General features: G+C 67.6%; 22 protein-coding genes and 4 pseudogenes. 15 read left to right on the top strand and 11 right to left on the bottom strand.

The window, feature by feature from the left end:
* Positions 1-94 precede the first annotated feature (94 nt).
* Positions 95-269: pseudogene (locus ACGFSB_RS34620) on the bottom strand (helix-turn-helix domain-containing protein); the annotation flags it as partial.
* Positions 270-970: 701 nt separating this feature from the next.
* On the opposite strand from ACGFSB_RS34620, the gene ACGFSB_RS34615 reads away from it, so the two are divergent.
* Positions 971-1558: a hypothetical protein gene (locus tag ACGFSB_RS34615; RefSeq protein ID WP_393407724.1), complete on the top strand. Its 588-nt coding sequence runs from the start codon at positions 971-973 to the stop codon at positions 1556-1558.
* Positions 1559-1582: 24 nt separating this feature from the next.
* On the opposite strand, the gene ACGFSB_RS34610 is transcribed toward ACGFSB_RS34615, so the two are convergent.
* On the bottom strand, positions 1583-1888 hold the full coding sequence (locus tag ACGFSB_RS34610) for a hypothetical protein (RefSeq protein WP_393407721.1): 306 nt from the start codon (positions 1886-1888) through the stop codon (positions 1583-1585).
* Positions 1889-2338: 450 nt separating this feature from the next.
* Between ACGFSB_RS34610 and ACGFSB_RS34605 the strand changes: the two genes are divergently transcribed.
* On the top strand, positions 2339-2545 hold the full coding sequence (locus ACGFSB_RS34605; protein WP_393407718.1) for a hypothetical protein: 207 nt from the start codon (positions 2339-2341) through the stop codon (positions 2543-2545).
* 379 nt (positions 2546-2924) lie between these two features.
* On the opposite strand, the gene ACGFSB_RS34600 is transcribed toward ACGFSB_RS34605, so the two are convergent.
* Positions 2925-3302: a nuclear transport factor 2 family protein gene (locus ACGFSB_RS34600; RefSeq protein WP_393407716.1), complete on the bottom strand. Its 378-nt coding sequence runs from the start codon at positions 3300-3302 to the stop codon at positions 2925-2927.
* Positions 3303-3494: 192 nt separating this feature from the next.
* Here ACGFSB_RS34600 and ACGFSB_RS34595 point away from each other — a divergent pair, with 192 nt between their 5' ends.
* The 3 genes and pseudogenes from ACGFSB_RS34595 to ACGFSB_RS34585 form a co-directional block, all read left to right on the top strand.
* On the top strand, positions 3495-3860 hold the full coding sequence (locus ACGFSB_RS34595) for a hypothetical protein (protein ID WP_393407714.1): 366 nt from the start codon (positions 3495-3497) through the stop codon (positions 3858-3860).
* Positions 3857-4233: pseudogene (locus ACGFSB_RS34590) on the top strand (hypothetical protein). Before ACGFSB_RS34595 ends, ACGFSB_RS34590 begins: the two are co-directional and overlap by 4 nt.
* Before the next feature lie 123 nt (positions 4234-4356).
* A pseudogene (locus ACGFSB_RS34585) lies at positions 4357-4473 on the top strand (divalent-cation tolerance protein CutA); the annotation flags it as partial.
* A gap of 76 nt (positions 4474-4549) precedes the next feature.
* Here ACGFSB_RS34585 and ACGFSB_RS34580 read toward each other — a convergent pair.
* Positions 4550-5770 (bottom strand): alpha/beta hydrolase family protein, encoded by a 1221-nt coding sequence (locus tag ACGFSB_RS34580; protein WP_393407712.1) that lies wholly within the window; start codon positions 5768-5770, stop codon positions 4550-4552.
* 240 nt (positions 5771-6010) lie between these two features.
* On the opposite strand from ACGFSB_RS34580, the pseudogene ACGFSB_RS34575 reads away from it, so the two are divergent.
* Positions 6011-6310, top strand: a pseudogene (locus tag ACGFSB_RS34575) (polysaccharide deacetylase family protein); the annotation flags it as partial.
* A 156-nt stretch (positions 6311-6466) separates the two neighbouring features.
* Here ACGFSB_RS34575 and ACGFSB_RS34570 read toward each other — a convergent pair.
* Positions 6467-6778: a replication initiation protein, RepL2 gene (locus ACGFSB_RS34570; RefSeq protein ID WP_393407710.1), complete on the bottom strand. Its 312-nt coding sequence runs from the start codon at positions 6776-6778 to the stop codon at positions 6467-6469.
* Positions 6778-7227 (bottom strand): MarR family transcriptional regulator, encoded by a 450-nt coding sequence (locus ACGFSB_RS34565; RefSeq protein WP_393407707.1) that lies wholly within the window; start codon positions 7225-7227, stop codon positions 6778-6780. The genes ACGFSB_RS34570 and ACGFSB_RS34565 overlap by 1 nt, the downstream gene beginning before the upstream one ends.
* Positions 7228-8074: 847 nt before the next feature.
* On the opposite strand from ACGFSB_RS34565, the gene ACGFSB_RS34560 reads away from it, so the two are divergent.
* The 9 genes from ACGFSB_RS34560 (at position 8075) to ACGFSB_RS34520 (ending at position 18139) form a co-directional block, all read left to right on the top strand.
* Complete coding sequence (locus ACGFSB_RS34560) at positions 8075-8734, top strand: ParA family protein (protein WP_393407705.1); 660 nt, start codon at positions 8075-8077, stop codon at positions 8732-8734.
* Complete coding sequence (locus ACGFSB_RS34555; RefSeq protein WP_393407703.1) at positions 8734-9816, top strand: ParB/RepB/Spo0J family partition protein; 1083 nt, start codon at positions 8734-8736, stop codon at positions 9814-9816. Before ACGFSB_RS34560 ends, ACGFSB_RS34555 begins: the two co-directional genes overlap by 1 nt.
* A gap of 723 nt (positions 9817-10539) precedes the next feature.
* The gene (locus ACGFSB_RS34550; protein ID WP_393407701.1) at positions 10540-11472 is read left to right on the top strand and encodes a ParA family protein; all 933 of its coding nucleotides are present in this window, start codon (positions 10540-10542) and stop codon (positions 11470-11472) included.
* Positions 11465-12364 (top strand): hypothetical protein, encoded by a 900-nt coding sequence (locus ACGFSB_RS34545; protein ID WP_393407699.1) that lies wholly within the window; start codon positions 11465-11467, stop codon positions 12362-12364. Before ACGFSB_RS34550 ends, ACGFSB_RS34545 begins: the two co-directional genes overlap by 8 nt.
* Before the next feature lie 566 nt (positions 12365-12930).
* Positions 12931-13401 carry a hypothetical protein gene (locus ACGFSB_RS34540; protein WP_393407696.1) on the top strand — a complete coding sequence of 157 codons (471 nt, stop codon included), beginning with the start codon at positions 12931-12933 and terminating at the stop codon, positions 13399-13401.
* A 306-nt stretch (positions 13402-13707) separates the two neighbouring features.
* Complete coding sequence (locus ACGFSB_RS34535; protein ID WP_393407694.1) at positions 13708-14871, top strand: cell wall protein; 1164 nt, start codon at positions 13708-13710, stop codon at positions 14869-14871.
* Positions 14872-15016: 145 nt separating this feature from the next.
* Complete coding sequence (gene ubiG, locus ACGFSB_RS34530; protein ID WP_393407691.1) at positions 15017-15748, top strand: bifunctional 2-polyprenyl-6-hydroxyphenol methylase/3-demethylubiquinol 3-O-methyltransferase UbiG; 732 nt, start codon at positions 15017-15019, stop codon at positions 15746-15748.
* Positions 15742-16635 (top strand): 1,4-dihydroxy-2-naphthoate polyprenyltransferase, encoded by an 894-nt coding sequence (locus ACGFSB_RS34525; RefSeq protein WP_393407688.1) that lies wholly within the window; start codon positions 15742-15744, stop codon positions 16633-16635. Before ubiG ends, ACGFSB_RS34525 begins: the two co-directional genes overlap by 7 nt.
* A 19-nt stretch (positions 16636-16654) precedes the next feature.
* The gene (locus tag ACGFSB_RS34520; protein ID WP_393407686.1) at positions 16655-18139 is read left to right on the top strand and encodes a flavin-containing monooxygenase; all 1485 of its coding nucleotides are present in this window, start codon (positions 16655-16657) and stop codon (positions 18137-18139) included.
* A 15-nt stretch (positions 18140-18154) separates the two neighbouring features.
* Here the strand turns inward: ACGFSB_RS34520 and ACGFSB_RS34515 are convergent, their stop codons facing one another.
* The 5 genes from ACGFSB_RS34515 to ACGFSB_RS34495 are packed head-to-tail and all read right to left on the bottom strand — an operon-like array spanning position 18155 to position 23266.
* Positions 18155-19378, bottom strand: coding sequence for a 3-hydroxybenzoate 6-monooxygenase (locus ACGFSB_RS34515; protein ID WP_393407683.1), 1224 nt, complete (start codon positions 19376-19378; stop codon positions 18155-18157).
* A 50-nt stretch (positions 19379-19428) separates the two neighbouring features.
* Positions 19429-21360 (bottom strand): anthranilate synthase family protein, encoded by a 1932-nt coding sequence (locus ACGFSB_RS34510; RefSeq protein ID WP_393407734.1) that lies wholly within the window; start codon positions 21358-21360, stop codon positions 19429-19431.
* A complete protein-coding gene (locus ACGFSB_RS34505) occupies positions 21354-22016 on the bottom strand; it encodes an isochorismatase family protein (protein WP_393407681.1) in 663 nt (220 codons plus the stop codon). The genes ACGFSB_RS34510 and ACGFSB_RS34505 overlap by 7 nt, the downstream gene beginning before the upstream one ends.
* Positions 22017-22049: 33 nt before the next feature.
* Positions 22050-22838, bottom strand: coding sequence for a 2,3-dihydro-2,3-dihydroxybenzoate dehydrogenase (locus tag ACGFSB_RS34500; protein WP_393407678.1), 789 nt, complete (start codon positions 22836-22838; stop codon positions 22050-22052).
* On the bottom strand, positions 22835-23266 hold the full coding sequence (locus ACGFSB_RS34495) for a DUF2834 domain-containing protein (RefSeq protein ID WP_393407675.1): 432 nt from the start codon (positions 23264-23266) through the stop codon (positions 22835-22837). The genes ACGFSB_RS34500 and ACGFSB_RS34495 overlap by 4 nt, the downstream gene beginning before the upstream one ends.
* Positions 23267-23384: the final 118 nt, after the last annotated feature.

Genomic DNA, 23384 nt, shown 5'->3' with positions numbered 1-23384 from the left:
ACCCGATACCTGCGTGAGCCCGGACGTCGCAAAGGGAACAGTCTGCCTAGAACAGAATGAAAACATGTGTGAAATGATGTCAGAACACAAGTAACCCTCTGAAGGTCCTCTTGGGCGGCTCGGACGGCGCCGTGCCAGACAGGTACTTACGAACCGTCTTGCGGTCCAGCCCTCGTCTCCTTGGCCACCTCCGCCAGGCTCACCGCCCCGGACTCCAACAGGGCACGGAACCGGCGCAGTTCCAACCAGCGTTGCGGATCCAAGACCACCTGTCCGCTCTGACTTGTTCGATGGTCGGTCGAACTGTGGTGAGCTGGGCTGATCAGTTCCACTGAGACGCGATGAGGATGATCGTTCTCAGTGGTTCTGATGATTGTTGGAGCTCGTTAAGCCGTGTGCACCAGCCGGAAGGGGTGGGCTAGCGACGCTGACGGCGTCCTGCCCTACATCGCTCCGGGCGTCATCTTCGAGGGCGGCGTGGGCAAGTGGCGGTGGCGGCAGCAGGAGCCGGGGACCTGGGCGCAGCTCTTCCCTGAGCAGCGGGAGCGGCTCTCCGCGCTGGGCATCAAGGCTCCTGTGGCCCCGCCTCCCGCCCCGGCGGCAACGGCCGCGGAAAGAGGCAGAGGAAGGCGCATCAGGTGTTCCAGCGGGGCCTGGCGGTCTCGCGCAATGGGTGAAGCGGGAGGGTGCGGATCGGCCTGTACCGCGCGGTCACGCGGGGAGATCGCGGTCGACGGCGAGGCGAAGCCGGTGGTCGTGAAGCTGGGCGTGTGGACATCGAGCACCCGCGCGGGGTGCGACAAGCTCACTCAGGAGCAGTTGGATGCGCTGTGGGGATTCGCGCTGTATCAACCGTTTTGTTGCGTCAGCATGGCATTGGTCGTGCATAGCTTCAGCCCGGAGTATGTGAACCTGCAGCCTGCCGAGGAGCATTACAGCGATGCGCATCAGGAGACACCAACTTGCCGTCATGGCTGTGGCCGTGGCCGCGTTCGGGGGGCTGTGCGTCCCGAACGCGGGCGCGGACGACGAGGGCCAGTCGGCCAGCAGGGTCACAGCAATGGGGCTCAGCCTGGATGCTTCTGGGGTGTCCGGTCCCTGGCGGGAGCCCGGGGTCGCGGACACGCCGGTGTCGGCGAGCACGGTCCGGTACGCGGAGTCCGACGAAGCAGAGGCCAGCAGCGTGCCCGAGGTGCGCGGGCCTCGATGGACGTGCAACGTGGCGCCTCGCGGCAAGGTGCTCAAGTCGGGGCGTCAACTGCACACCTACGCCGCGGGCCACTGCGTGGGGCGTCCCGGCAAGATGCGCGTGGAGTACTGGTTCGACCGCTCCAGCTGGTCCGGCCCGCGGCAGTTCACGGACAGGCACCGCTACACGAGCTGGACGATCGCGCAGGCACAGGGGACCACCATCTACGCGCAGTGCGGTGTCGGTGGCACGTACGACTACAGCGCCCGCGTCAGCGGCCACGCCATCATCGGAGACGAGGTGTTCAAGACACCGACCGCGACGAGCCCCAAGGGCCGCTACAAGTGCGGCACCACGTCGCCTGCCTGAGCAGCAGCGTTCCGTTCCTGGTGGTTACCGGGTGCCGGCCATGACCTGCCCCCGGCCCACCGGCGGACTCCACCGGCAGGCGGGCAGACCGTGCAAGTCCAGGGCCGGAGGCGTCACCGGCTCTCCCAGGACGAACGTGTCGCGCTCCGCTCCCGGGACACCCGCGTCGGCGAGAGCACCGGCCGGCGTTCCGCCGCAGTACATGCCTGCGGCGGTCTCATAGCCGCCTGCTGCGGACTCCCGCCACAACCCCCACTGCTGGTGGCCGTCAGGGCAGGTCAGACAGACCATCAGCAGGTGATGGTGCAGGGGTGGCGAGATGCTGTGCACTGGCCACGGACCAGCGGCAGGCCCCGTCAGGGAAACCAGACAGTCGACCTGCGAACTGTGAACGTGACGCGACCCACAGGACCACCGCCGTCCACCACACTGCCGCACAAATCATGACACCCCGCATAACAGCTCCTCAACGAGAGATCATCCGCCCATCCTGACCCCAGCCCCAACAACAGCCCCAGCCCCAGCGCCTACCGCGGAAAGCACGGCTTCTGCCATCAGCACTCAGCAGGGGACAGACTCTGCAGGACCAGCAACCGCAGGCCCCAATCAGGGTGACCCCGGCCGTCACGCCCTTGCCGAGTTGTTGCCGCAAGGCTTGGTTGTCATGGAAGAGGGCCGCGATCGCGGTGACCGCGGTGCCGATGCTCCCGTGGGCGGCCGCAGCCGAGATCGCCGCCCACCGCACCACCTTCCGGTCGCCTCCACCTAGCTGACTGGGTCATGCTGGACTCAGAGGCGCCCTGCAACGAAGTGATCAGCACTGTAGAGATCGCCATGAAACACAAGAACGCTTCCAGCTTCGCTCTCATCGCGGCCCTCGTCCTCGGCGGCGTCGCAGCCTGCGGAGAAGCCGATAGCCGCAACGACACCCCGCCAGCGCCACGCCCCAAAGCCATCACCAAACACGCAGGCACCGTCACCGCGTGAGCTGAAGGCCAGGCAGACCATCTCCGTCACAACCACGGACGGACGTGCCGCCATAACACGGGTAACCCCAAGCACCTCGTCGACCGCTCCGCATCCTGATGCCGACCGCGGCGACCTCGCTTGAGTCGGCCCCAGTGCCGGCCATGATCGGAGGGACAGGGCCTAGTGCTGTGACCGTGAAGGTTCGCCGGGTTGGTAGTCGCGACGGTTGGATGTGCGGTGACGTCCGATCCGATCGCTGGAGGCGCGGTGGCTGAGCCTGTCCGTGTACGCAGACTGGCGGACACCCCCTCAACACCGCAGCCTGACCAACTGCGAACCGCAGCCCCCGAGCGCCGAAGGGGCAAGTTCAGGAGAAGGACAGCGACAGAAGGATGACTCAGGAGGCGGATGCCTCGATCTCCCCCGCAAAGACGATGACCTGGTCGATGAGGCTCTGCCGCAGATGGACGACGTCCGTTCCCGCCAGGCGAGGGCCTCCATCCGGCGTGGTGAAGACCCACTGGTACCGGGCCCATTCGTCAGGCATGTCCACCGCCGAGCAGCGCACCATCGTGCCGGTCCCCGCCGGGTGGCGCCGGATGTCCAGCACGAACCGCTCGACCGCCGCGATTCCTTCGCTGCGGCCCAACGGCCCCCAGAAGACCACGTCTGAGGTCAGGGCCTGGGAGAGCAGAGCAGTCACATAGCTGTCGTCCGAGGCGTTGAACGCGGAGATGAACATGTCGATCGCGTCGCGTGCGGTCTCTTCCTGCATACCCAAGTAGTACCAGCCGTTTCGCGTGCGCTCGTCCCGCAAGCCGCCTTCCGATCACGGTGAACCATCCCGGTCACAGCACAAGGTAGTCCTGAGCAGCCCACTGCCGGACCAGACGGGCTCTGAACTGCCGGGCATCGATCACCCCAGCTCACCCGCACGTATTGAAGGCGATGGGCGATAATCGGCTCCATGGCCTTGGTCTCCCCGCTCCCCGATGAGCCGTCCGCCGCGGAAGTACTGCGGGCGCGCTACACCAGCCGTCTGCCCGAGCACCTGACCGACCTGGCCGGTCCCGCCCACGGGACGGTCGCCCTACCACTGCACGTGGTCTGGTCCGGGCTGCGCTCCTTCGACCTGGACCGCCCACGCTCGCGCATGAGCCTGTATCGCACTGTGCTCGCCGAAGGACAGCGTGAGGATCTGACCGCCTTCCTTCACTCGGATCTGCTGCTGGCGCAGTGGCCAGTGCTGCGCACCTTGATCAGCAGGACCATTCGCGATGTGTGGGAGTCCCGCTTCACCGACCTCGCCGCCCGAGCCTCGATCGCCGCATGACCTTGTCCGGCCTGCACCGTCGCCTGCTCGCCGACGTCCTTGCCATCGGTTCGCCCTACCCCCTGGTGGTCACCGGCGGCTACGCCGTCCAGGCCCACGGGCTGGTCGAGCGGCTCAGCCAGTCATCGACGTCCACGCCGCCTCGCGCCAGCGCACCCTGGCCGACCTCGAACGCCTCGGCCGCCGCCACGCCCGCGTCGAGTTCAGCCTGCACGACCTGCGCGACCGTCTGATCGGCGCCGACTGGTACGAAGACGAAGAATTCACCGCATACGGCCTGCCGCCAGACGAGACTCAGAAACTGCGCACCTGGGCCCTGGAGTGGGTAACCGACCTCAACGCGCGACTGCACCGCGAACCAGAGGATCCCTGACCCGACGAATGCCGGTCGCGCCGTCGCCGTTCGATTCCCTGTCCAGCAAGTCGGTCGATTCCACCTCTTGTCACCGGACGTGGCTCCGCAAGGCGCGGCGAGCGATTCGCCCAGGTCTGGAGAGTGGACCGGGCTGGTGTCCTGCTGTCGTTGGAAGCTCACCTGCTGGAGCACCACCCGTGGAAGAACCCGGAGGTCTCGGCCGTTCCGGTCGTCGCAGGATCGGTTGCCTACCTGCGGTGGGTGGCCACGACTACAGGACCGCTCCCCTCCGAAGGACTGCTCCACCTCGCCTGCCGTCAGCAGTCCCGGGTACTCAGGGGAGGAACGCCACTGCCGGGAAGGCTGGGGACGGCCCGTCGAGCAGGTGCCCCCGACGGTGACGCAGGTGCTCGTCGAAGAACGCGAGCGGGTACGCCTGCTGGATCTTCACCGCCTGGTCGGGATCGAGGGTGCCGATCACGTCCTGGAGCTGTTGCCTGCTCCATCCGTACAGCTTCGCCATCTGTGGGAACAGCGCCTCATTGTCGCCGTACGAGATGTGGGCGGCGCCCTGGGCCTGGATGTTCAGCCGCCAGCCGCGCAGGTGCGACCAGAATGCGGCGGCTTCGGGATCCGTGGACCGGGTGAACTCGGCGGACATCATCATGAATGGCCGGTCCAGGTCTCCGGCGAGCGGCGGGTTCATCTGCATCGGGCCGTCGAGGCTCAGCCCGGCCCGGATGCGCTCGTCCGCGAGTGTGGCGCAGGCGGTGGCCGTCCCGCCCTTCGACCAGCCGAACGCGCCCATGCGCCGCGGGTCGAGGGAGCCGAGCAGCCCGGCCGGCAGCTCCCTGCGGTCGACGTCGGGATTGCGCCCGGCGGCGAGCTGCTCGACGCAGTCGAGGACGAAGCGCAGGTCGGCGGCGAAATCTCCGGGCAGCGTCGGCGCCTGCCTGTCGTGGAGCGGGACGGCGATCCGACCGTCGGGGAACTTGGTGTACGTGTCGTACTGGTGAGCCACCGTCACTGCCGCGTATCCGTGGCTGGCGAGCTCCTGGACCATGACGGTGTGGTCGCCCTGGTGGCTGTGCGCGCCGTGCGAGAACACGACGACGGGCAGCCGTCGGTCCGATCGCCGTACCGGAGCACCCACGTGGCCGGCAGTGAGCGGCGCCAGGGGAACCAGGTCGCTGAATCCCGCGTCGGCGAGGAACGCCTGAAGTGCGCCGGCCGGCGTCCAGGGCGCCACCGGGTAGCGCTGGACGTCCCGGGCCGGGTACCAGACGGTGGCCATCAGCTCGCGGAAGTGCCCGGGGCCCGCGATGTCGTCCGGACGCGACCGGTCGACGAGGTGCAGCTCGACCGTGCCCACCGGGTGCGGTCCGGTGGGCACGGGCAGCGTGAGCCGCTTCGGGGTGGAGGCGTGCGGGCCCGCGCCGGCCCACGCGGGGTTGGCAGTGGCGGCAAGCGGCACGGCGGCCCCGCCCGCCAGCGCGGCTCCCAGCACACTGCGGCGCGTCATGCCCTTCCGGCGGATGAACGGTGTGGTGGTCATGGGCCCTCCCGTGGTGACGGAACGTCAGCCGTGCCGCAACGGCCAGTCCGTGGGCACAGGGGAACGCTGTCAGGTGCCCCTCCCGCGCAGCATCGGCCCACCGGCTACTTACTCGCGAGGGCATCGGCCCACGGGTTTACACCCTGGGACTGATGCGGTCGGCGGGTCGTCCGGTTGCGAGGCCATCAGGACGGTTCCCGCCCCGCTGCTCGCGGGGTGTTGTCCGCGAACTCTCCCGGGATGATGGTCGGGGCGGCACTCGGGGTGACGATCCTCGCCACCGGCGCCTCGGTATGGACCGCACAGCCCGGTACGTCGGGCGACTCGTCACTGACGGCGAAGGCGCCGGGCAGTGCCGTCAAGCCGGTCGCGGCGACCATCGCGTATGCCTCGGAGGAAGAGGCACGCGGCGTCAACCTCACCATCGATGACGGCCCCGACCCCAAGTGGACGCCTCAAGTGCTCGACATGGTCAAGAAGGTCGTCGCGGCCGGGCACCGGCTGTGCGACCACACGGTGTCGCACAACACCGGCAAGGACTGAGCCCTGCTCGGCGCGATCACCGAGACGGCCCGGTCGGGGTGCCGGGCACGCGGCGCCTACCCGCTTCACTCATGTACGTGAGGTCAATGAGTGCCGCTCTCGAGAGCGGCACTCATTGACCTCACGTACATGAGCCGTGCTTGCTGGACCTGATCAGGTTGCCCGCCGGAGGGGGACGACGACGTGCTCTCCGGTGCTCTTCTGGCTGAGCCGGTAGTAGCTGATGTGGGCGAGTCGCTCGGATTCTTCGAGCCAGCCGGCCTCGACGACCTGCCGCCTGGTGCGTGAGAAGACGGTCGGTGACATCCCGACGAGCTGGGCCAGGTTGGCGCCTGTCTCGATGACGGCGCCTGCCCGGTCGGTGGGGTGCATCGCGTACAGCATGACGATCAGGCGCTGGTTCGCGGTCATGCCCGAGGTCCGGTGGAGGACGTCAAGGAGCTTCTGCTTGTCGTCGTTGTTCACTAGGCCTCCCACCGCGCAGGGGTCATGGTCTGGAATCCGGGGATGTCCGGCGGATTGCAGGTCTTGACCGCGTCCCGCTGCTCGATCCCGGTCCCGTGAAAGGCAATGTACGGGCTGATCCGGTACAGCCGGTAGTTGCCGATGCGTCCGCGTTCGATCAGGATGCGCCGCTTGAGGAGCTTCCGATTGATCTTCCCGACAGCGTCAGCGGTCATGCCGACCCGCTTGGCGATGTCCGCGCCGGTTGCCCGCAGCGGCGCCATGCCCTCGGGAGAGACCCCGATCCACCACAGGACGAGGAACTTCTGACTCGGAGTGAATTCCTTGCTCTCGGTGATCGCCTCGACCCGAGCCTTGTCGACCTGGGTGTGGCCACCGGAGAAGGCGTAGGGCGCATAGGGGACCGCCTCGCCTGTGTCGGCGTCGACCAGTCTGCGTACTGCTCCCAACGGACCCTCCATAGCTGGGCATTGTCCTGGTGCGCATGAGCGACGGCCTTGAGGCCGACCAGATGAACTTAACGTACATGAGCAACACGTTCATGAACTCCGCCTCCAGGGCGTGTTGCTCGCCCTCTCGTCAATGCCCCCTCGCCCGCTGGGACAGTGGAAGTTGGGGCTTCCTGATGAACGTGACGTCAATGTGCACGGTTCCTGAAACATGGGCACCACGTGCAAGGGAACTGTCTGCCCCGCTCTCAAGAACCGGGTGGACGGTGCTGCGAACTGGGTGCCAGATCGTCAGGTCTTGGTGCGAAGCACTGTTTCTGCAGGTCAGGTCGCGATTCGGGACGGCTCTCTCTTGAGTAGTAGGACAGGCCGTCCCCCGTGGCTCCAACCACCCACGCCTCGTCCCACGTCAGGCGGTCGCGCGCACGAGCCCCGCTCCCCCACCTAGGGGGCGCTCAAGCCCGTACTCCGTCCCACCGATCGGCGACTCACCGGCTGACCACTCCCCGCCTCAGCCGACGAAAGCACGCCAGGGCGCGGCCGCAGTCGACGAATCACCCGCCATGTATGCCTCGATCAGCCCCTTCCCGGCTTCAGCCACGTTGCCGCTTTTCCCCACCCACCACTGCCCTGCAGTCGCCATGGAACCTGCGGACCCGGTCGGCGCACCGCAGGCCCCAGGGCCGAGGATGTGCCGACGCATGGGCGCGAAGAGCCGGGTCCGCAGCGTGTGTCTCGCTCCCGGCTGGGGGAAATGCCGGTGTCTGTGGCCAGAGCGGCGGAGGCGGTCTGAAATGATGCAGACGCCCGAAGTACCGGAACCCACGGGAAGCATACGGAGCATCAGATGACTGCTGCTGTCTACGTCGTGTCCATCGACCCACAGGCCTCCACGGTCTGGTGGGCGAAAAGGATCTCTGACCTGCCCTTCGACTTCTCTCAGGAGCACGAGACTCCCGAGAACCTGAAGATCCTTCAGGACACCGGGGCCAAGGTCCACGTTGTCGCCAATCAGAAGGGCGGCGTCGGCAAAACCACCACCACACTCAACCTGGGCGCTGTCGCCGCAGACGTCCTGAAGAACTCCGACCAGTTGATGCACGTCTTCATCGACACCCCCGGAAGCCTTCAGGACGAGAACCTCCTCCTCGAGGCGCTGAAGTACGCACACGACGTGATCGTGCCGGTGCCGCCGGAAGGCCTCGCCTTCGACCCCACGGCCCGCACCATCCAGAAGGTCATCGAACCCAGCGGCCTCCCCTTCAAGGTCGTCGTGAACAACTGGGATCCCCGCGACGGCACCGCCGACCTGGAAGACACCCAGGCATACATCGACGCTCAAGGCTGGCCCCGAACCAAGACCGTCATCCGCCGCTACAAGGTCCACACCCGCGCCTCCGTCGAAGGCAAGGTCGTCACCCAGTACGCGAAGAACCGCGTGGCCATGGAAGCCCGCGAAGACTTCTTCCGGCTCGCCCTCGAGCTGGGCTACGGAGGTGGCGCCTGATGGCAGCAGGACGCCGCACCAGCCTCGCCTCACTCGCTGGCAGCAAGGTCGATGATGTTCCCGGCAAGAGCGATCCACTGCTGCTCGCGCTGCCGCTGACGAAGCTGGTGCCCACTCGCTTCAACCCGCGCAGAAACTTCGGCACGGATGAGGCCCTGAAGGAGTTCGGCCTCATCCTCAAGAACCGGCAGTTGCAGCCCGCCGTCGTCGTCTCCCGAAGCGGCTACCTCAAGCTGTGGCCGGAGGAAGAGCCCAACGTCGGCGACAAGCCGTACGTCATCGCCAACGGAGAGCGCCGGTTCCGTGCCTCTCTGGCCGCCGACCTGACAACACTGAACGTCGTCCATGACGAGAACGTCGCCTCAAGCCGGGCTGACTTCCTTGACGCGGTCCTGTCGGAGAACAACGACCGTGAGGATCTCGATCCCATCGAGCGTGCTCTGGGTATCGAAACGATGGTCACCGAGCTCAAGGGAGCGGACAAAGTCGCCGCCCACTACGGAAAGACCAAGGGCTGGGTCAGTCAGCAGCGCAAGCTGCTGAAGCTCACGCCGGAGCTTCAGACGCTGGTCAGCTCAGGCGACCTGCCCGTTCGCATCGGCCGTGACATCGCGGGCCTGCCCAGGTCAGAGCAGGCAGCGGTGTGGGAAGCCGAGCTGGCCCGCCGCGCCGAAGCCAAGACGTTGCCTCGCAAGCGCGTTGCGCAGCCGAGGGAGACGGCCCCAGCCAAGCCCCCTCAGGCCACCATGAACAACGAGGAATGGTTTACCGCGGTAAACCAGCCAGCTGCTCCGGCGCCCAAGCCGGTCGACTCCACGGAGACAACAAAGCGGTTTACCGCGGTAAACAACACCGCCACTGGCACCGCCACGGCCGAAGCGGCCGAACCTGAACAGGAGGACGCTGCCACCTCCGCCAGGGGCAACACCACGACGTTGGTTCCTCATCAGGCTGGAGCCAGTGCCGCAGATTCGCTGCCGTGGGATGACCCCCTCTGGTTCGACCAGCAACTCCGGAAGCGCATGACTACGGGGAACCGGGACAAGCTGATCTGGCTACTCCAAGGGTCAGACGAGGACTGACCCCACACCCCCTAACGGGCAGAACACAAAGAAGCCCCGCGCTCCCCGGAAGTTCCGGGGAGCGCGGGGCTTCGCCATGACCTGCTCCACAGCGTCCCGAGACAGAACAACCACTACAACGATGACTGCAACAACCACTACAACGATGGCTGCAACGATAGATATCGTTTCAAGTACAACGACCGTTGCATCGTCTGGTGTTACTTGGCATGTTCTGTGCCCTGCATCTTCAGGTAGAACTATCAATGTTTCTACAGCTACTACATCGACTACAACGTCAACTATTTGAATGAGAACTACGAACGCTGCAACGCTGCAACTTACGTTAGATCTATCGTTAGCTCTTACTCTGCAACCTTCGCTAGAACGATCAAACAAACTAACGATCTAACAAACTTGCCAACGATGCATGTATGCAACTGTCTTACGCACACACCACCCAACGAACGATGTATAGATGAGGCCCACACACAGCCGCTCGCTCGACGCCTGCAGCGCCGTCGCTGACACTGCGTCACCGCGGCGCTGGTTGGTCCGTTCGCAACCAGCGCGCGCGTCACACGCACCTCAGAGAGCCGGTCCTGTTATCGTCAAGCCTAATATCCCGTGTCACTAGAGGAACAGAGTGAGCAGGTGACTCCTAATCCCTGGGTGAAACAGTCAAACCGGCTGCTCACCCTCCCCGGATAGGCGAGTACCGGAATCTCAAGTTCCTGGTGACACATGTGGGCTGCCGAATCAACGTACGCACTGGAGAGAGGCGGGCACGCGATGAAGGTCATCGCCGTGGCGACACAGAAGGGAGGGGTGGGCAAGACCAGCACCACGGTCAACCTTGCTGCAGGTCTGGCATTGGCAGGCGCGCGCGTGCTGACGGTCGACCTCGACCCTCAGGCCCAGGCCGGTACGGCCGTGGGCGTCAACCTCGCGGGGGAGGAGCAGCTGGCCCGTTCGCTGGGCTGGGTGCTTCAGGCCCGGATGCAGGGCATGCGCATGGACCTGTCCAACCTGTGGTTCGACCGGAGCGAACTTCTCGAGGAGTGGGAAGACGCGGGCACGCTGCACCTGTTGGCGTGCGAGGAGTCGACCATGACAGCCGCGCAGGACCTCATTCATAAGAAGGGGTTCCAGTCGACCCCGATCCTGCGCAGGTTGCTCATGGAGGTTGCCGACTCCTTCGACTTCGTCGTCATCGACACCCCTCCCGCTGTCTCCTCCCTGTCCGCTACCGCCCTGGCTGCCGCGGACTTCGTCATCACCGTGTGCGTCCCGGAGTACCCGGCCCTGAAGGGCGCGGCAGCGACCCGGGGGACCGTGCGGTACGTCAAGGACCGCACGGGCGGCGAGTGCGAGCCTCAGTACCTGGGAGCGGTGCTGAACCGTTCGAACCCTCCCTCGCGGTGGAAGGCCCAGGAGGTCAACATCCGCAACGGGATGCTGGACGCGGACCTGGCGCCGTTCTGCACGGACATTCGTACGGACAACCGCATCAGCGACTCCTTCGCGTACGGAGTGCCGTCGGTGATCCGCTTCGCGAGCCACACCCCCGGCAAGATGTACAGCGAGCTCATGGGCCAGCTCGTCGCACGCATGGGGCAGCCCGCGGAGAAGTGGGAGATGCCCGAGCGCATCGAGTTGGAGGGCTCCGGTGGCTGACTCCAAGGGGCGCCCGAAGAAGAAGTTCAAGCCCGCCGGCGCCCAGCTGGTGCAAGGGCTGCTCGCCGGGGCTGACGATGTGGCCAACCGCTCGTGGCTCGGTGGGGGACAGGGCACTCCTGGTGCCGACCAGGATGCTGCTCCTGCTGCGCCGGCCTCTGATGCCGCGCAGCCCTCCCCGCCGCCGCGTGCCCCGCAGCCGCGCGGCGGCGGGGCGCCACCGCAGGCAGCGGTGCCTGTTGCGGATCCGGGCCCCGCGCCCGACGCCGAGCGTGACACCCCGGCCAGGCCGACGACTGCCCGGACAAGGGCGTCTGCGGCAACGGAGAACAACGACAGGGAGAACGCGGAATCCCTTCCGCGGGCTTCCCCCGGTGCCGAGCAGTCTGCGGCGGCCGCGCGTCCGCGACGTCAGCGCACGACGGCACACAGCGGACAACATGCGGCGGTCCAGGAGAGTTTCACCCATGCCAAGCTGCACTCCAGCACATGGAAGGCCTTCGGGTTCCGTATCTCTCCTGATGTTCTCGCCCTGCTCAAGGACCGCGTCAATGCGGATCGCCGCTCGAGCGGCAACACTCAGTTGGCGATCGGTCATTACCTGGACGCGGCCTTCCATCAGCAGCCGGCGGAGCTGCCCCCCGAGCTCATCGACATGGCCAGGAAGTTCGCCATGGAGCGGATCTGGGAGACCGAGAAGGCTCAGCCGTCGACCTTCCGTGTAGGTCCCAGCGTCCTCGAGTGGCTATCGAACCTCAGCGTCGCGTTGCAGGACGCGGGTTTCGCCCGGAAGGGCTCGCTGATCGTCTCGGCGATCGTCCAGCAGTTTCTCCGCACGCTCGAGGCCGAGGGGCCGATGCAGCGGCCCGAGAAGCAGGTCAAGTCCCCCTAGGGGGCTCATGGCCGAGTCTGACGATGATGGCGGTGGGGGGGGGGCGGGGGGGGGGGGGCCCCCCCCCCCCCCCACAACCCGCCCGCGGCCGGGGGGGGGGGGGGCGGCCCCCCCCCCGCCCGGCGGGGCGGGGGGGGGGGGGGGGGGGCCCCCCCCGGCCCCCCCCCCCCCCGGGGGGGGGGGGGGGGGGGCGGGGGGGGGGGGGGGGGGGGGCCCCGGGGGGGGCCCCCCCCCCCCCACCGCCATTCTTCTGTCTCTGCGCAGGGGAGGGGTGCAACGTCTGCTGCAACCAACGCTGCAACCACGGCTGCAACCACCGCTGGCACGATCCCTACAACAATCCCTGCAACGATCCCTACAACAATCGCTACAACGATCCCTGCAACGCTAGAAGCAACATGAACGACAACAACTATTCGAACAACTGACGACAGCTCAAATGCAGGCACTCGTAAGGGAATGTCCAGTACGGAAAAACACTGGACCTCTAGTGATGAGGGAAACCTGAGGGCTTCATGCGCTAAAGTGCGAGAACGATCAGCACACTTAGCGGAAGAGTCAGAGCAATGTCGCTGACCAGCGAAAAACTCAGCACCAGCGCGGTCGCCTTCGCCGCGGGCCTGAGCGAATCATGGGCCTGGAAGGCCCGCGACCAAGGCGTCCTCACCGAGCCGCACTTCGAAGACTCAGTCGTGGCCCTCCGCGTATACGCGTTCGTGTCCCAGATCGTCTGGCCGGGCACCCGTCGCCCGCGCAGTGCCCGACAGGACCTCGAGCTCTGGCAGTCCATGGCGGTCGAAGCAGCACGGCAGGCTGTGTCCGACGCCGATACGACCCCCGAGACCTCGCTGTGGGTCCTCCAGGACTCCGTGTATCTCGTCACCACCCCCGCGGAACGCGCTGCCTTCGACCTCAAGCACCTCGGCGGGCGCGTAGCCATTCGCCTGCCCATCGGGCAATGGGTGACCGAGCTTCCCGACGCCATAGCTCAACTCAAGACACGACGACGGCGCCCCTCCGCGCCACCCGCCGCATAAGCAAGGCTGCCGGGGGAGTGGGCGCCGCAGCACCTGCTCCTGACCACGTATAAGGGCTTCGGCTGCACACACAGCCACAGCCCGGGACTGGCCGCCCAGCCCTGCGGACGCTCGTATCTCACACGACCTGCGCCCTACGTATCCACCTGTACGAAAGGACCTTCGCCAGCCACCTCCCTCCCCAACTGAACATCCACGCCCGGCTCGGCAAGCCTCCCTTTCCCTCGCCGAGTTGCGGTTTCGTTCTGCCTCATTTGCTTCCTCGTCCAGGAGCGGGTCATCGCTACCACCACGAGGGCTGGTTTGGTGTTGCCCAAAACAGCCCCTGTCCACGCAGCTTCCCAGGAGCTCGCGCACACGAATTCCCGGCACAGCGGTCCCCGTCGCTGGCTCCGGGCCACCCAATGGCTGCTCTCAGCGGGCATCCACCCCCGGGCCAACTCCACGACGCTGCGCGTCGCCGAGGACCTGGCCAAGCGCATGGACTACAGCACGGGCCACGTCCTGTACTGCCTGGACGGAATCTCGGCTCGCCTCGGCCTTTCCAGGGCCACCGTGAAGCGTCACATCGCCGTACTGCGCGAACTCGGGTCACTCGTATGGGTGGTTCACGGCACCAAGGCGAATATCCGCCGCAAGCTGGGTCTGCGCGGGTACGCCGGTACGGCGACCGTGTACGCGGCCGCGATTCCGCCCTCGTACGACCATGCGATGGGGCACCGGATCACGGGCTCCGGATACGACGCACGGGTCGTCGTGCACCAGCAGAACCCATCCGAGTCTGTGGACAACTCCCGTGTGGGCAACTCTGGTTCCGCAAGCGGTGCGCCCCCTTCCCTCACCATGGCTGAGGAAAAGAGAAAGGTGCAGATGAGGGGGGGTGTTAAAGACACCTCGCGCCAACGCGCGAGCGGCAGCAAGCTCCAGAATTCCCGGCCTCACCGCCAGTCGGACAGCCATGCGACCACGGCGCCTCGCTCGCCCGCACAAGCCGCGCGGGAGATCCTGGAGACCCGCACGGTCCGCGCCTTGGTCAACTGGACTCAGGGAGAGCCTCTGCGACGCCTTGCCTTCTCGCTGCGGTCCTACTTCGACCGTGGGTTGAACGCACACGAGATCGCCGCTGAACTTATCGGGATGTGCCTCAAGTGGCGCCCCGCACGACCGGCTGCCTACATCCAGGCCCAACTGCGGCGCGAAGCCCGGGAGGTTGCCGCGCGCGACAGCGCTCTCGCCGCAGCGGGGGACCCGCGATCGAACACGGCCTGGCAGGAGTGGCTCGCACAGGCCGATCTCGAGGTGCCGCCCCGCACCGACACGGACCGGCGCCTGGCCCGCCTGTACAGCTGGGACCGCTGGCCCGAGGTTGCCGACCACTATGCCGACGACCCCGACGACGCGCTCGACCTCTATGGCACTCGCCTGTGCGTCCACGCCGTCCGCCAGGCCGCTCTGGCCGAAGCGTATTGAGTTGACCGCCCGGTGGGCTTCGGCCTCGCGGCCGACGGTCCGTGATTCCGATCGGCTTCCACCACGGCTCCAGCGGGATGCGGGAGTTTGCGACGGCTGGTGTCAGGTTCCAGTCCAATTCCCGTGCACCGCTGGGGGGATCAGCATGGTGGAAAGATCAGCGATCAGGAAGGATTTCATCGCTGACTACGACGGTCTTGCCGATGAATGGTGGGACCCCCGGGGAGCACTCGCACCACTGGGCTGGATCGCACGTGCCCGCGCCGAGTACGTTCCCGCTGCCGAGCACAGGCCAGGGCAAGGACAGGCCTCCCTGCTCGACATCGCCTGCGGGGGCGGTCTTTTCGGCCCGTACGCGGCCGACAAGGGATACCGAGTGGTCGGCGTGGACCTGTCGGAACTGTCACTCCGAGAAGCCCTCCGGCACGGCTTCGACGAAGTCGTCCGAGCCGATATCACCGGACTCCCCTTCGATGACGAGTCGTTCGATGTCGTCACCGCCGGGCAGTGCCTGGAACACGTACCGGATCCCTTCGCCGTGGTGAGCGAGGCATGCCGGGTGCTGCGTCCGGGCGGCACGCTGGTCGTCGACACCATCGCCGACACGGCAGTCGCCCGGTTCGTCTCGATCACACTCGCCGAGAACCTGCCGCTGCCGGGCCGCCCACCGCGCGGCACCCACGACCACCGGCTCTTCGTCAACCGGGCACGGCTCACCCGGACCGCACGCGCGAACGGTGTGGAACTCACCCTGCACGGGCTGCGCCCACACATGCGCGACATGGCCCGCTATGCGGCCGGGCGGCGCGAGGAGGTCCGGATGATTGCCACGAAGTCCACCGCCGTCCTCTTCCTCGGCGCGGGAACGAAATGCTGACGCAAGCGGAGGGGGCGGCCCCCACCCGGCTGCGGAACTGGCTGACCGGGGCCCGGCCCAAGACCCTCCCGGTGTCCTTCGCGCCGCTTGCCGTCGGCCTCGCGATCGCCCACTCACTGGGACGGGTCAACTGGTGGCACGCCGCCCTGACGGTGGTGTTCGTGCTCGGATTCGTCATCGGCACCAACTTCTTCAACGACTACAGCGACGGCATCAGAGGAGCCGACGACCACCGCCTCGGCCCCGCCCGCCTGGTCGGCTCCGGGCAGGCCACGCCCCAGCAGGTCTTCCGCAGCGGGGCAGTGCTGTTCCTCGTCGGCGCCCTCGCCGGAACGGTCCTCGCCGTTCTCGTCTCCTGGTGGCTACTGGCCCTCGTGGTGCTCTGCGCCTGTGGCGGATGGTTCTACACCGGTGGCCCTCACCCGTACGGCTACCACGGGTTCGGCGAGCTCAGCATCTTCCTCTTCCACGGCGTGCTGTTCGTCTGCGCCCCCGTGTACATCCAGCTCGGTCATGTCCCCCTGCTGGCCGTGGCCGCGTCGCTGCCCGTCGGCTTTCTCGCCTGCGCGCTGATCACCACCAACAACCTTCGCGACATACCCACTGATGCCGCCGCGGGAAAGAACACCCTCGCCGTGCGCACAGGCGCCGCCCGCACACGCCGGTTCTACGTTCTGTGTGTCACCGCCGCCTTCGCCACCGGGCTCCTCCTCGCCCTCAGCCGCCCGTGGGCACTGCTCGTCCTCGGCGCGGTTCCGTTTGCCGTCTTCCCGGTGCGCCGGGTACTGAGCAGGGCCGGCGGCCGCGACCTGATTCCGGCACTGGAGCACACGTGTCTGCTCCTCCTCGCCTTTGGAACCCTCCAGGCCATCGGCCTGGCCCTCTGACTCCGTCGAGGAGAGACCGATGACCCCTGATCATGAAGTGCTCGTCGTCGGCGCCGGTTTCTCCGGCATCGGCGCGGCGATCGCACTGCGGCACAGCTCCATCGACGACTTCGTGATCCTGGAGGAGCAGGACGACATCGGCGGCAGCTGGCACGTCAACAAATACCCCGGCATCGCGGTCGACATCTCCGCCTTCTCCTACTCCTTCAGCCGCGAACCCTTCACGTGGTCGCGGCTCTTTCCGCCCGGGAAGGAACTGAAGGCGTACGCGGATCACTGCATCGACAAATACGGCCTGCGTCCGCACCTGCGCTTCAGCACCAGGGTCGTACGGGCCGAGTACAAGGAATCGGCGCATGTGTGGCATGTCTTCCTCGAGGACGGCAGCTCGCTGACGGCACGATTCGTCATCTGCGCCACCGGCTGGCTCACCAAGCCCAAGACTCCCGATATCCAGGGCCTGGACACGTTCAAGGGCGAGGTCGTGCACACGGCGGCGTGGGACGAGACCCTGGAGCTGACCGGACGGCGCGTGGGCGTGATCGGCACCGGCGCCTCGTCGGTGCAGCTGGTCCCGGAAATCGCCTCCCGCGTGGAGCAGCTCCACGTCTATCAGCGCACTCCCATCTGGCTTCTCCCGAAGCCGGACATGGCCGTGCCCGAAGCGGTCCGGCGACTGTTCGAGAAGGCTCCGTGGACGCAGCGTACGGTCCGGCTGCTCACCGACTTCATGACGGAACTCAGCTTCGTGATCGCCATGGTGCACTACCGCCGTTTCCCCTTCCTGGTGCGTGCGGGGGAAGCGGCGTCCAAGTTCTACCTGCGGCGTCAGGTCAGGGGCGATCGCGCGTTGATGCGCAAGTTCACGCCTTCCTACCGGGTGGGCTGCAAACGGCCCTCCCTGAGCAAGGGCTTCTGGCGCGCCTTCACCCGCAGCAACGTGGATCTCCTCACCGAGCCCATCGAGGAGATCACCGGGACCGGCATCCGCACCACGGACGGCAAGGAGCAGACGTTCGATGTGCTCGTCCTGGCCACCGGATTCCACGTCCTGGACAATCTGCCGCCCTTCCCGATGCACGGCAAGGGCGGCCGGGACCTCAAGGAATTCTGGCGGACCGAACGCTTCCAGGCGTACGAAGGCGCGTCCGTCAAGGGGTATCCGAACCTGTGGTTCATCGTGGGTCCCTACTCCTTCACCGGAGGTTCCTGGTTCGGCATGATCGAGTACCAGGTCACCCACGCGCTGCGAGTGATCAATGAGGCGCGGCGCCGGCAGGCCACGGAAGCGGTCGTCCGGCCGGAGAAGCACGACCGGTCGTTCCGCAGGACACTGCGCCGGCAGCAGAACACCGTGTTCCTCGACCCGAGTTGCCGGACGTCGAACAGCTACTACCTCGACGAGCACGGGGACGCACCGGCTGTCCGGCCCGCCTCCACCTACGAGGCGGCCTGGCGCGCCAGGCACTTCGACCTCGACGACTACCGCTACGACCGATTCTGATCCGCGTCGGGCGGCTCACATCGCTTCCCCCGGGTGCGGTGCCGCCGGCGGCGCCTCGGGGGCGAACTGCCGGGCACCGTGCAGCCAGTCGACCTTCTCGTACAGGTCGTCCTCGGACAGCGCGCGCAGCATCGCATTGCGCCGCAGGGCGGCTTCGCCCGCCGGATGGTAGAGCTGGGTGCCCATCTCCCGGGCGAGGAGCTGGGTGCGTGCGGTGCGCTCGCGTCGCTCGCCGCTGTACCTCTCCAGGCACCGCGCCACATCGTCGGCCGCGGTGACGCCGGCGAGTACCGCTCCCAGTACGACGGCGTCCTCCAGGGCCTGGCACGCGCCTTGGGCCGCGTACTGGAGCATCGGATGGGCGGCGTCGCCCATGAGGGTCACCCGGTCGTCCGTCCAGCTGCCGACCGGGTCGCGATCGCACAGCACCCACTCCCGCCAGCCCTCTCCGAGTTCGAGGAGACGGCGTGCGGTGCGGCCGAGGCCCGTGAACCGGTCGAGGACGGTCTGCCGGTGGGCGTGGCGGTTCGTCACCGGTTCCCGGGCTCCGTCGTCGAGGGTCGCGGCGAGGTTCAGATAGTCGCCGCCGCCGATGATGTAGTGGACGAAGTGCCGGCTCGGCCCGGCCCACAAGGTGACCGCGTTCCAGCGCAGTTCCTCGGGGACCCTGCCGATGGGTATCACCGAGCGGTAGATGGTGTGGCCGGAGACCCGCGGTGCGCCGTCGCCCACGAGCTGCGCGCGCACGGCCGAGTGGATGCCGTCCGCCCCGACCAGCAGATCGCCGGTGAAGGCCCGGCCGTCCTTCGTGCGGGCGCTGACTCCGGACCGCTGCTGGGTGTAGCCCTGCACGGCGGCACCGGGTACCAGGGTGATGCCGTCGGCCGCGAGGCACGCGAACAGCAGCGGGTGGTAGAGATCGCCGCGCTGCACCACCGCGTACGGGTTGCGGAACCGTCTGCGGTATCGCTCGGTCAGCGGCATCACGGCGATCGCTTCGCCCGTCGTGCTGTCCATGAGGCGCAGTTCGTCGATGAATACGGCCCGGTCGCGCACCGCGTGGCCCACGCCGAGGAGGTCCAGGGCGTGAAAGGCGTTCGGGCCGAGCTGGATGCCCGCACCGATCTCGGAGAAGGTTTCCTGGCGTTCCAGGACGGTGACCTGATGCCCGGCGCGGGACAGCGCAAGGGCGGTGGCAAGGCCACCGATGCCGCCGCCGGCGATGAGTGCGTGTGCCATGTCGCTGTCCTCAGTCCCTTCCTGTCGGGTGCCGCAGGACCCGTGCACCCTCAGTCGTGGTGGTGGCTCGGGACCGGCCGCAGCACCTCCGTGAGCAGGGAGGCGATGATTCGAGGCCCGTCCTGGGTGAGTACGGACTCCGGGTGGAACTGCACCGAGGCGAAGTGCCGCCCCCGCAGGCCGTGCACCTCGCCGGTGTCCCGGTCCCTGCTCACCGCCACCCGGCCGGCCAGGGGGTGCTCGATGAATTCCTCCTCGGCGTGGGCCGCGAAGGTGTTGTAGAAGCCCACGCGCTCGCGCCCTCCGAAGAGGTCGATCTCGCGCTGCACACCCTGGTTCGGGACCGGGCGGCGCAGCAGACGGAGTCCGAGCAGCCCGCTCATCAGCTGGTGGCTCAGGCACACTCCGAGCAACGGGCGCCCCTCCGCGAGGAGTTGGTATGCCGCGGCCCGGAGGCTCGCGATCTTCGGGTGCCCCACGTCCCTGGGATCACCCGGCCCGGGACCGAGCACCACCAGGTCGTGCGCCGCGGCCTCGTACTCCTCGTCGAACCGCCGCACGGTGACCTCGGCGCCGAGGGCCTGGAGCTGGTGGCCGAGCATCACCGTGAAGGTGTCCTCGGCATCGATCACGAGCACCCGGCGCCCCGCGAGTTCGGCGCTCACGCAGCCTCTGCCGTCCGCCGCGTCCAGCCAGAATCCGGCGACGGTTTCGTTGCGGCGAGCCAGGGCCGCGCGGACCTGCGGATGTTCGGCGAAGCGGCTGGGGCCCTGCCCGGTCAGGGCCGTGAGCAGCCCGGCCACCTTGGCCCGGGTCTCGCGCGCCTCCGCTTCGGGGTCCGAGTGACGTACCAGTGTCGCTCCGGCGCCGATGCCCAGACGGCCGTCGGGCACGATGTCGGCCGTCCGGATCAGAATCGCGGAGTCGAGGGTCCGGGCTCCTGACGCGTCGCTGCCGATGAGCGCTGCCACGCCGCTGTAGTAGCCGCGCCCGGTCGTCTCGTGGCGGCTGATCACCCTGGCGGCGTTCTCGAGGGGCGCGCCGGTCACCGTCGGGGCGAACAGGGTCTCCTTGAGGATGTCGCGGACGTCTTTGCCGGTGCGCCCCTCGATGAGGTATTCGGTATGCGCGACCCGCGCCATCTCCCGCAGATACGGGCCGATCAGCCGGCCACCCGAGGGGCAGACGCGGGCCATCATCTTCAGCTCTTCGTCCACGACCATGGAGAGCTCGTCGGATTCCTTCCGGTCCGACAGGAAGGACATCACGCCGTCGAAGGTGGCACCGCCGGGGGGATAGCAGTACGTGCCGCTGATGGGATTCATGACGGCGGTGCCGTCGCGCACGCTGATGTGCCGCTCGGGAGTCGCGCCCACGAGTATCCGGTCACGGGTGTGCACGAGGAAGGTCCAGTAGGCACCCGCCTCGCGTTCGACGAGCCGTCGGAAGAACGACAGGGCGCCGACGGCCGAGAAGTCCGGCAGCCACGCTGTGAACGCCCGCTTGATCACGAAGTTCGCGCCTTCGCCGGTGCCGATCTCTTCCGTGATCACCCGGCGCACGATGTCGGCGTACTCGTCGTCCGAGAGCTCGAACCCGTCGGAGTCGATCTTGACGGGATCGTTCGGCAGCCGTCGCAGGGCTGTGCTGAGCGGCAGTTCCTGTTGCCCGGTGACGGTCAGCGCGATGAGCGGCGCATCGTCGTCGAGGACCGCGAACCCGCGCTCCTTGATCTGCCGGTACGGCACCAGAGCGAGCAGCTCGTGAACACCTGCCGGGGCGGGCGCGTCACCGAGCGGCAGGTCGGCCAGCGTGGAGCACGGGGCCGCGTCGCCCCGCAGCACTTCCAGGGTGCCCCCGGTGCCGGCCTCCGGACGGTGCAGCAAGGCGAACGTGGTCGTGGTGCCGTCCAGTATCCGGTCGAGCAGGTCCGGGTCGTCGTCGCGGGGAGCGGCCGCTGACGGGTCCGTCCCGGTCAGCATGGCGCTTGTGCCGTTGCGGCCGCGAGGGCGTCGCACAGCGATGCCGTGGTGACGACGGCGGAGCAGCGTTGGGCCGCGTACTCCATCGCCAGCCGGTGGTGGGCGGCGGAGAAGTCCGCGACGGCGTCGGCGGCCAGGAACGGCTGGATGTCGTGGCTGAAGGCGTCCATCACGGACATCAGCACACCGACGTGCGCGTAGACACCGCAGACGATGAGCTGGTCGCGGCCTGCCGCGCGCATCCGTTCCAGCAGGTCCGTCTTGAAGAAGGCGCTGTAGCGCCACTTGGTGAACACCCAGTCGCCGGGGGCGGGTTCCAGCTCCGCGACGATCCGGCGGTGCTCGGGTGAGGTGCGCATCCCGGGGCCCCAGAAGTCGCCGAGCAGGCCGCGCTCCGGCGCGGTCATGCCGCCGGGCTGTGCGGTGTAGGCGATCGGGACGCCGGATTCGGCGCAACGCCGGTGCAGTGAGGCCGCGTTGCGCAGGAGCGGGACGCGGGGCGAAGCGCCCTGCGGGAACGGGTCGAGGAAGTACTCCTGCATGTCGTGAACGAGCAGCACGGCTCGTCGCGGGTCGGGTTGCCAGTCGACGACCGCGGAAGGAAGCTCGGTCGGCGCGGGCATCGGGTAGGGCTCGATGGGCGGTATGCCTGCCATGCGACGGCGGTCCTTTCGTCAGGGGAGGTTCGGCTACACCTGGACCCCGAGGGCGGCCCCGCCGTCGACGGTCAGGGCGTTCATCGTGATCTGCCCTGCCTGGTCCGACAGCAGGAACGCGGCAGCGTGGGCGATGTCCTGTGGCCGCGCCACCTTGCCCAGCGGGATGCCGACCTTGTACGCGGCCGGGTCCCCCGTCACGCTCGCGGTGGCCGCGCTCCCGTCGGGGTGCATACCGTGCAGCATCGGGGTGTCCGTCGAACCGGGGGCGACCAGGTTGCAGCGGATGTTGTACTGCGCGACCTCCAGGCCCAGGCACTTGGTGTACGCGATCGCGGCCGCCTTGGACGCCGCGTACGCGGCCATGTTCCAGCGCGCGGTGCCCGCCGCGTTCGAGGCGACGGTGACGATCGCGCCCCGGCGTCGTGGAACCATGCGATTGACCACCGCTCGGGACATCAGGAACACACCGTCCGTGTTGACCGCGAAGGTGGCCTGCCAGTCCCGGTCGCTCAGGCGTCTGGCCTCGCCGAGGCGGAGCACCCCGGCCGCGTTCGCCAGGTAGTCGATGGGCCCCAGTTGCCGCTCCACCGCGCTCACCACGGCCTCGACCTCGGTGCTCGAGGTGACGTCGGCGGCACGGCCGTGCACAGGCAGTCCTTCGGCGGCGAGCTTCCCGACGGTGTCCCACAACTGCTCGGTGTCCAGGTCGACGGCGGCGACCGGGGTGCCCTGCTCGGCGAGCAGGCGTGCCACGGCCGTGCCGATGCCGCCGGCCGCACCGGTCACCAGAGCGACGCCTCGCGCCGCTGAGCCGTTCACGGTGCCGCCCGCACCGTCACCGGGCGTACGGGGTGACCGGCGCTCGGCGGACCGCCCGTGTCGCGTGCGGCGGCGATCTTCAGCTGGCGCACGAGCATGAACAGGCCGTAGGTCACGATCAGTGCGATCACCGGGGCCCCGACGATGTACGCCCAGACATGCCGGATCCCGTGCCGCCGCCCTTCAACGATCATGTAGGCGCCGAGCGCTGCCCAGACGAGCACCAGGTCGGCGTAGACGAACTGGGTCGCCAGATTCGACGTCGCGTCACGGAGGAAGTTCTCCATGACGCCGAGGAACCCCGCGTCCGCGTTCTGGACGACGAAGGCGACGGCCATCGTCCCCATGATGCCGAGGCCGATGACGGCGGACAGCCCGTACAGAATGCACAGCGCACGGTCTCTTCCCTGTACCTCGACAAGACGCATCGCGTTGTCCCTTCGAACACTGGCCGTCTCAGGCGAATAGGCGCCTTCGCCACGGTCGGTGCAGGGACTCAAGGAACACTTGGAATCGGATGGAGATCCACGAGGGGCGGTCCGTCAG

This window comes from Streptomyces sp. NPDC048441, from assembly GCF_043200235.1.
GTDB lineage: Bacteria > Actinomycetota > Actinomycetes > Streptomycetales > Streptomycetaceae > Streptomyces.
Note: the sequence above shows the minus strand (reverse complement) of the source record. Positions and strands in the feature narration are given on the sequence as shown.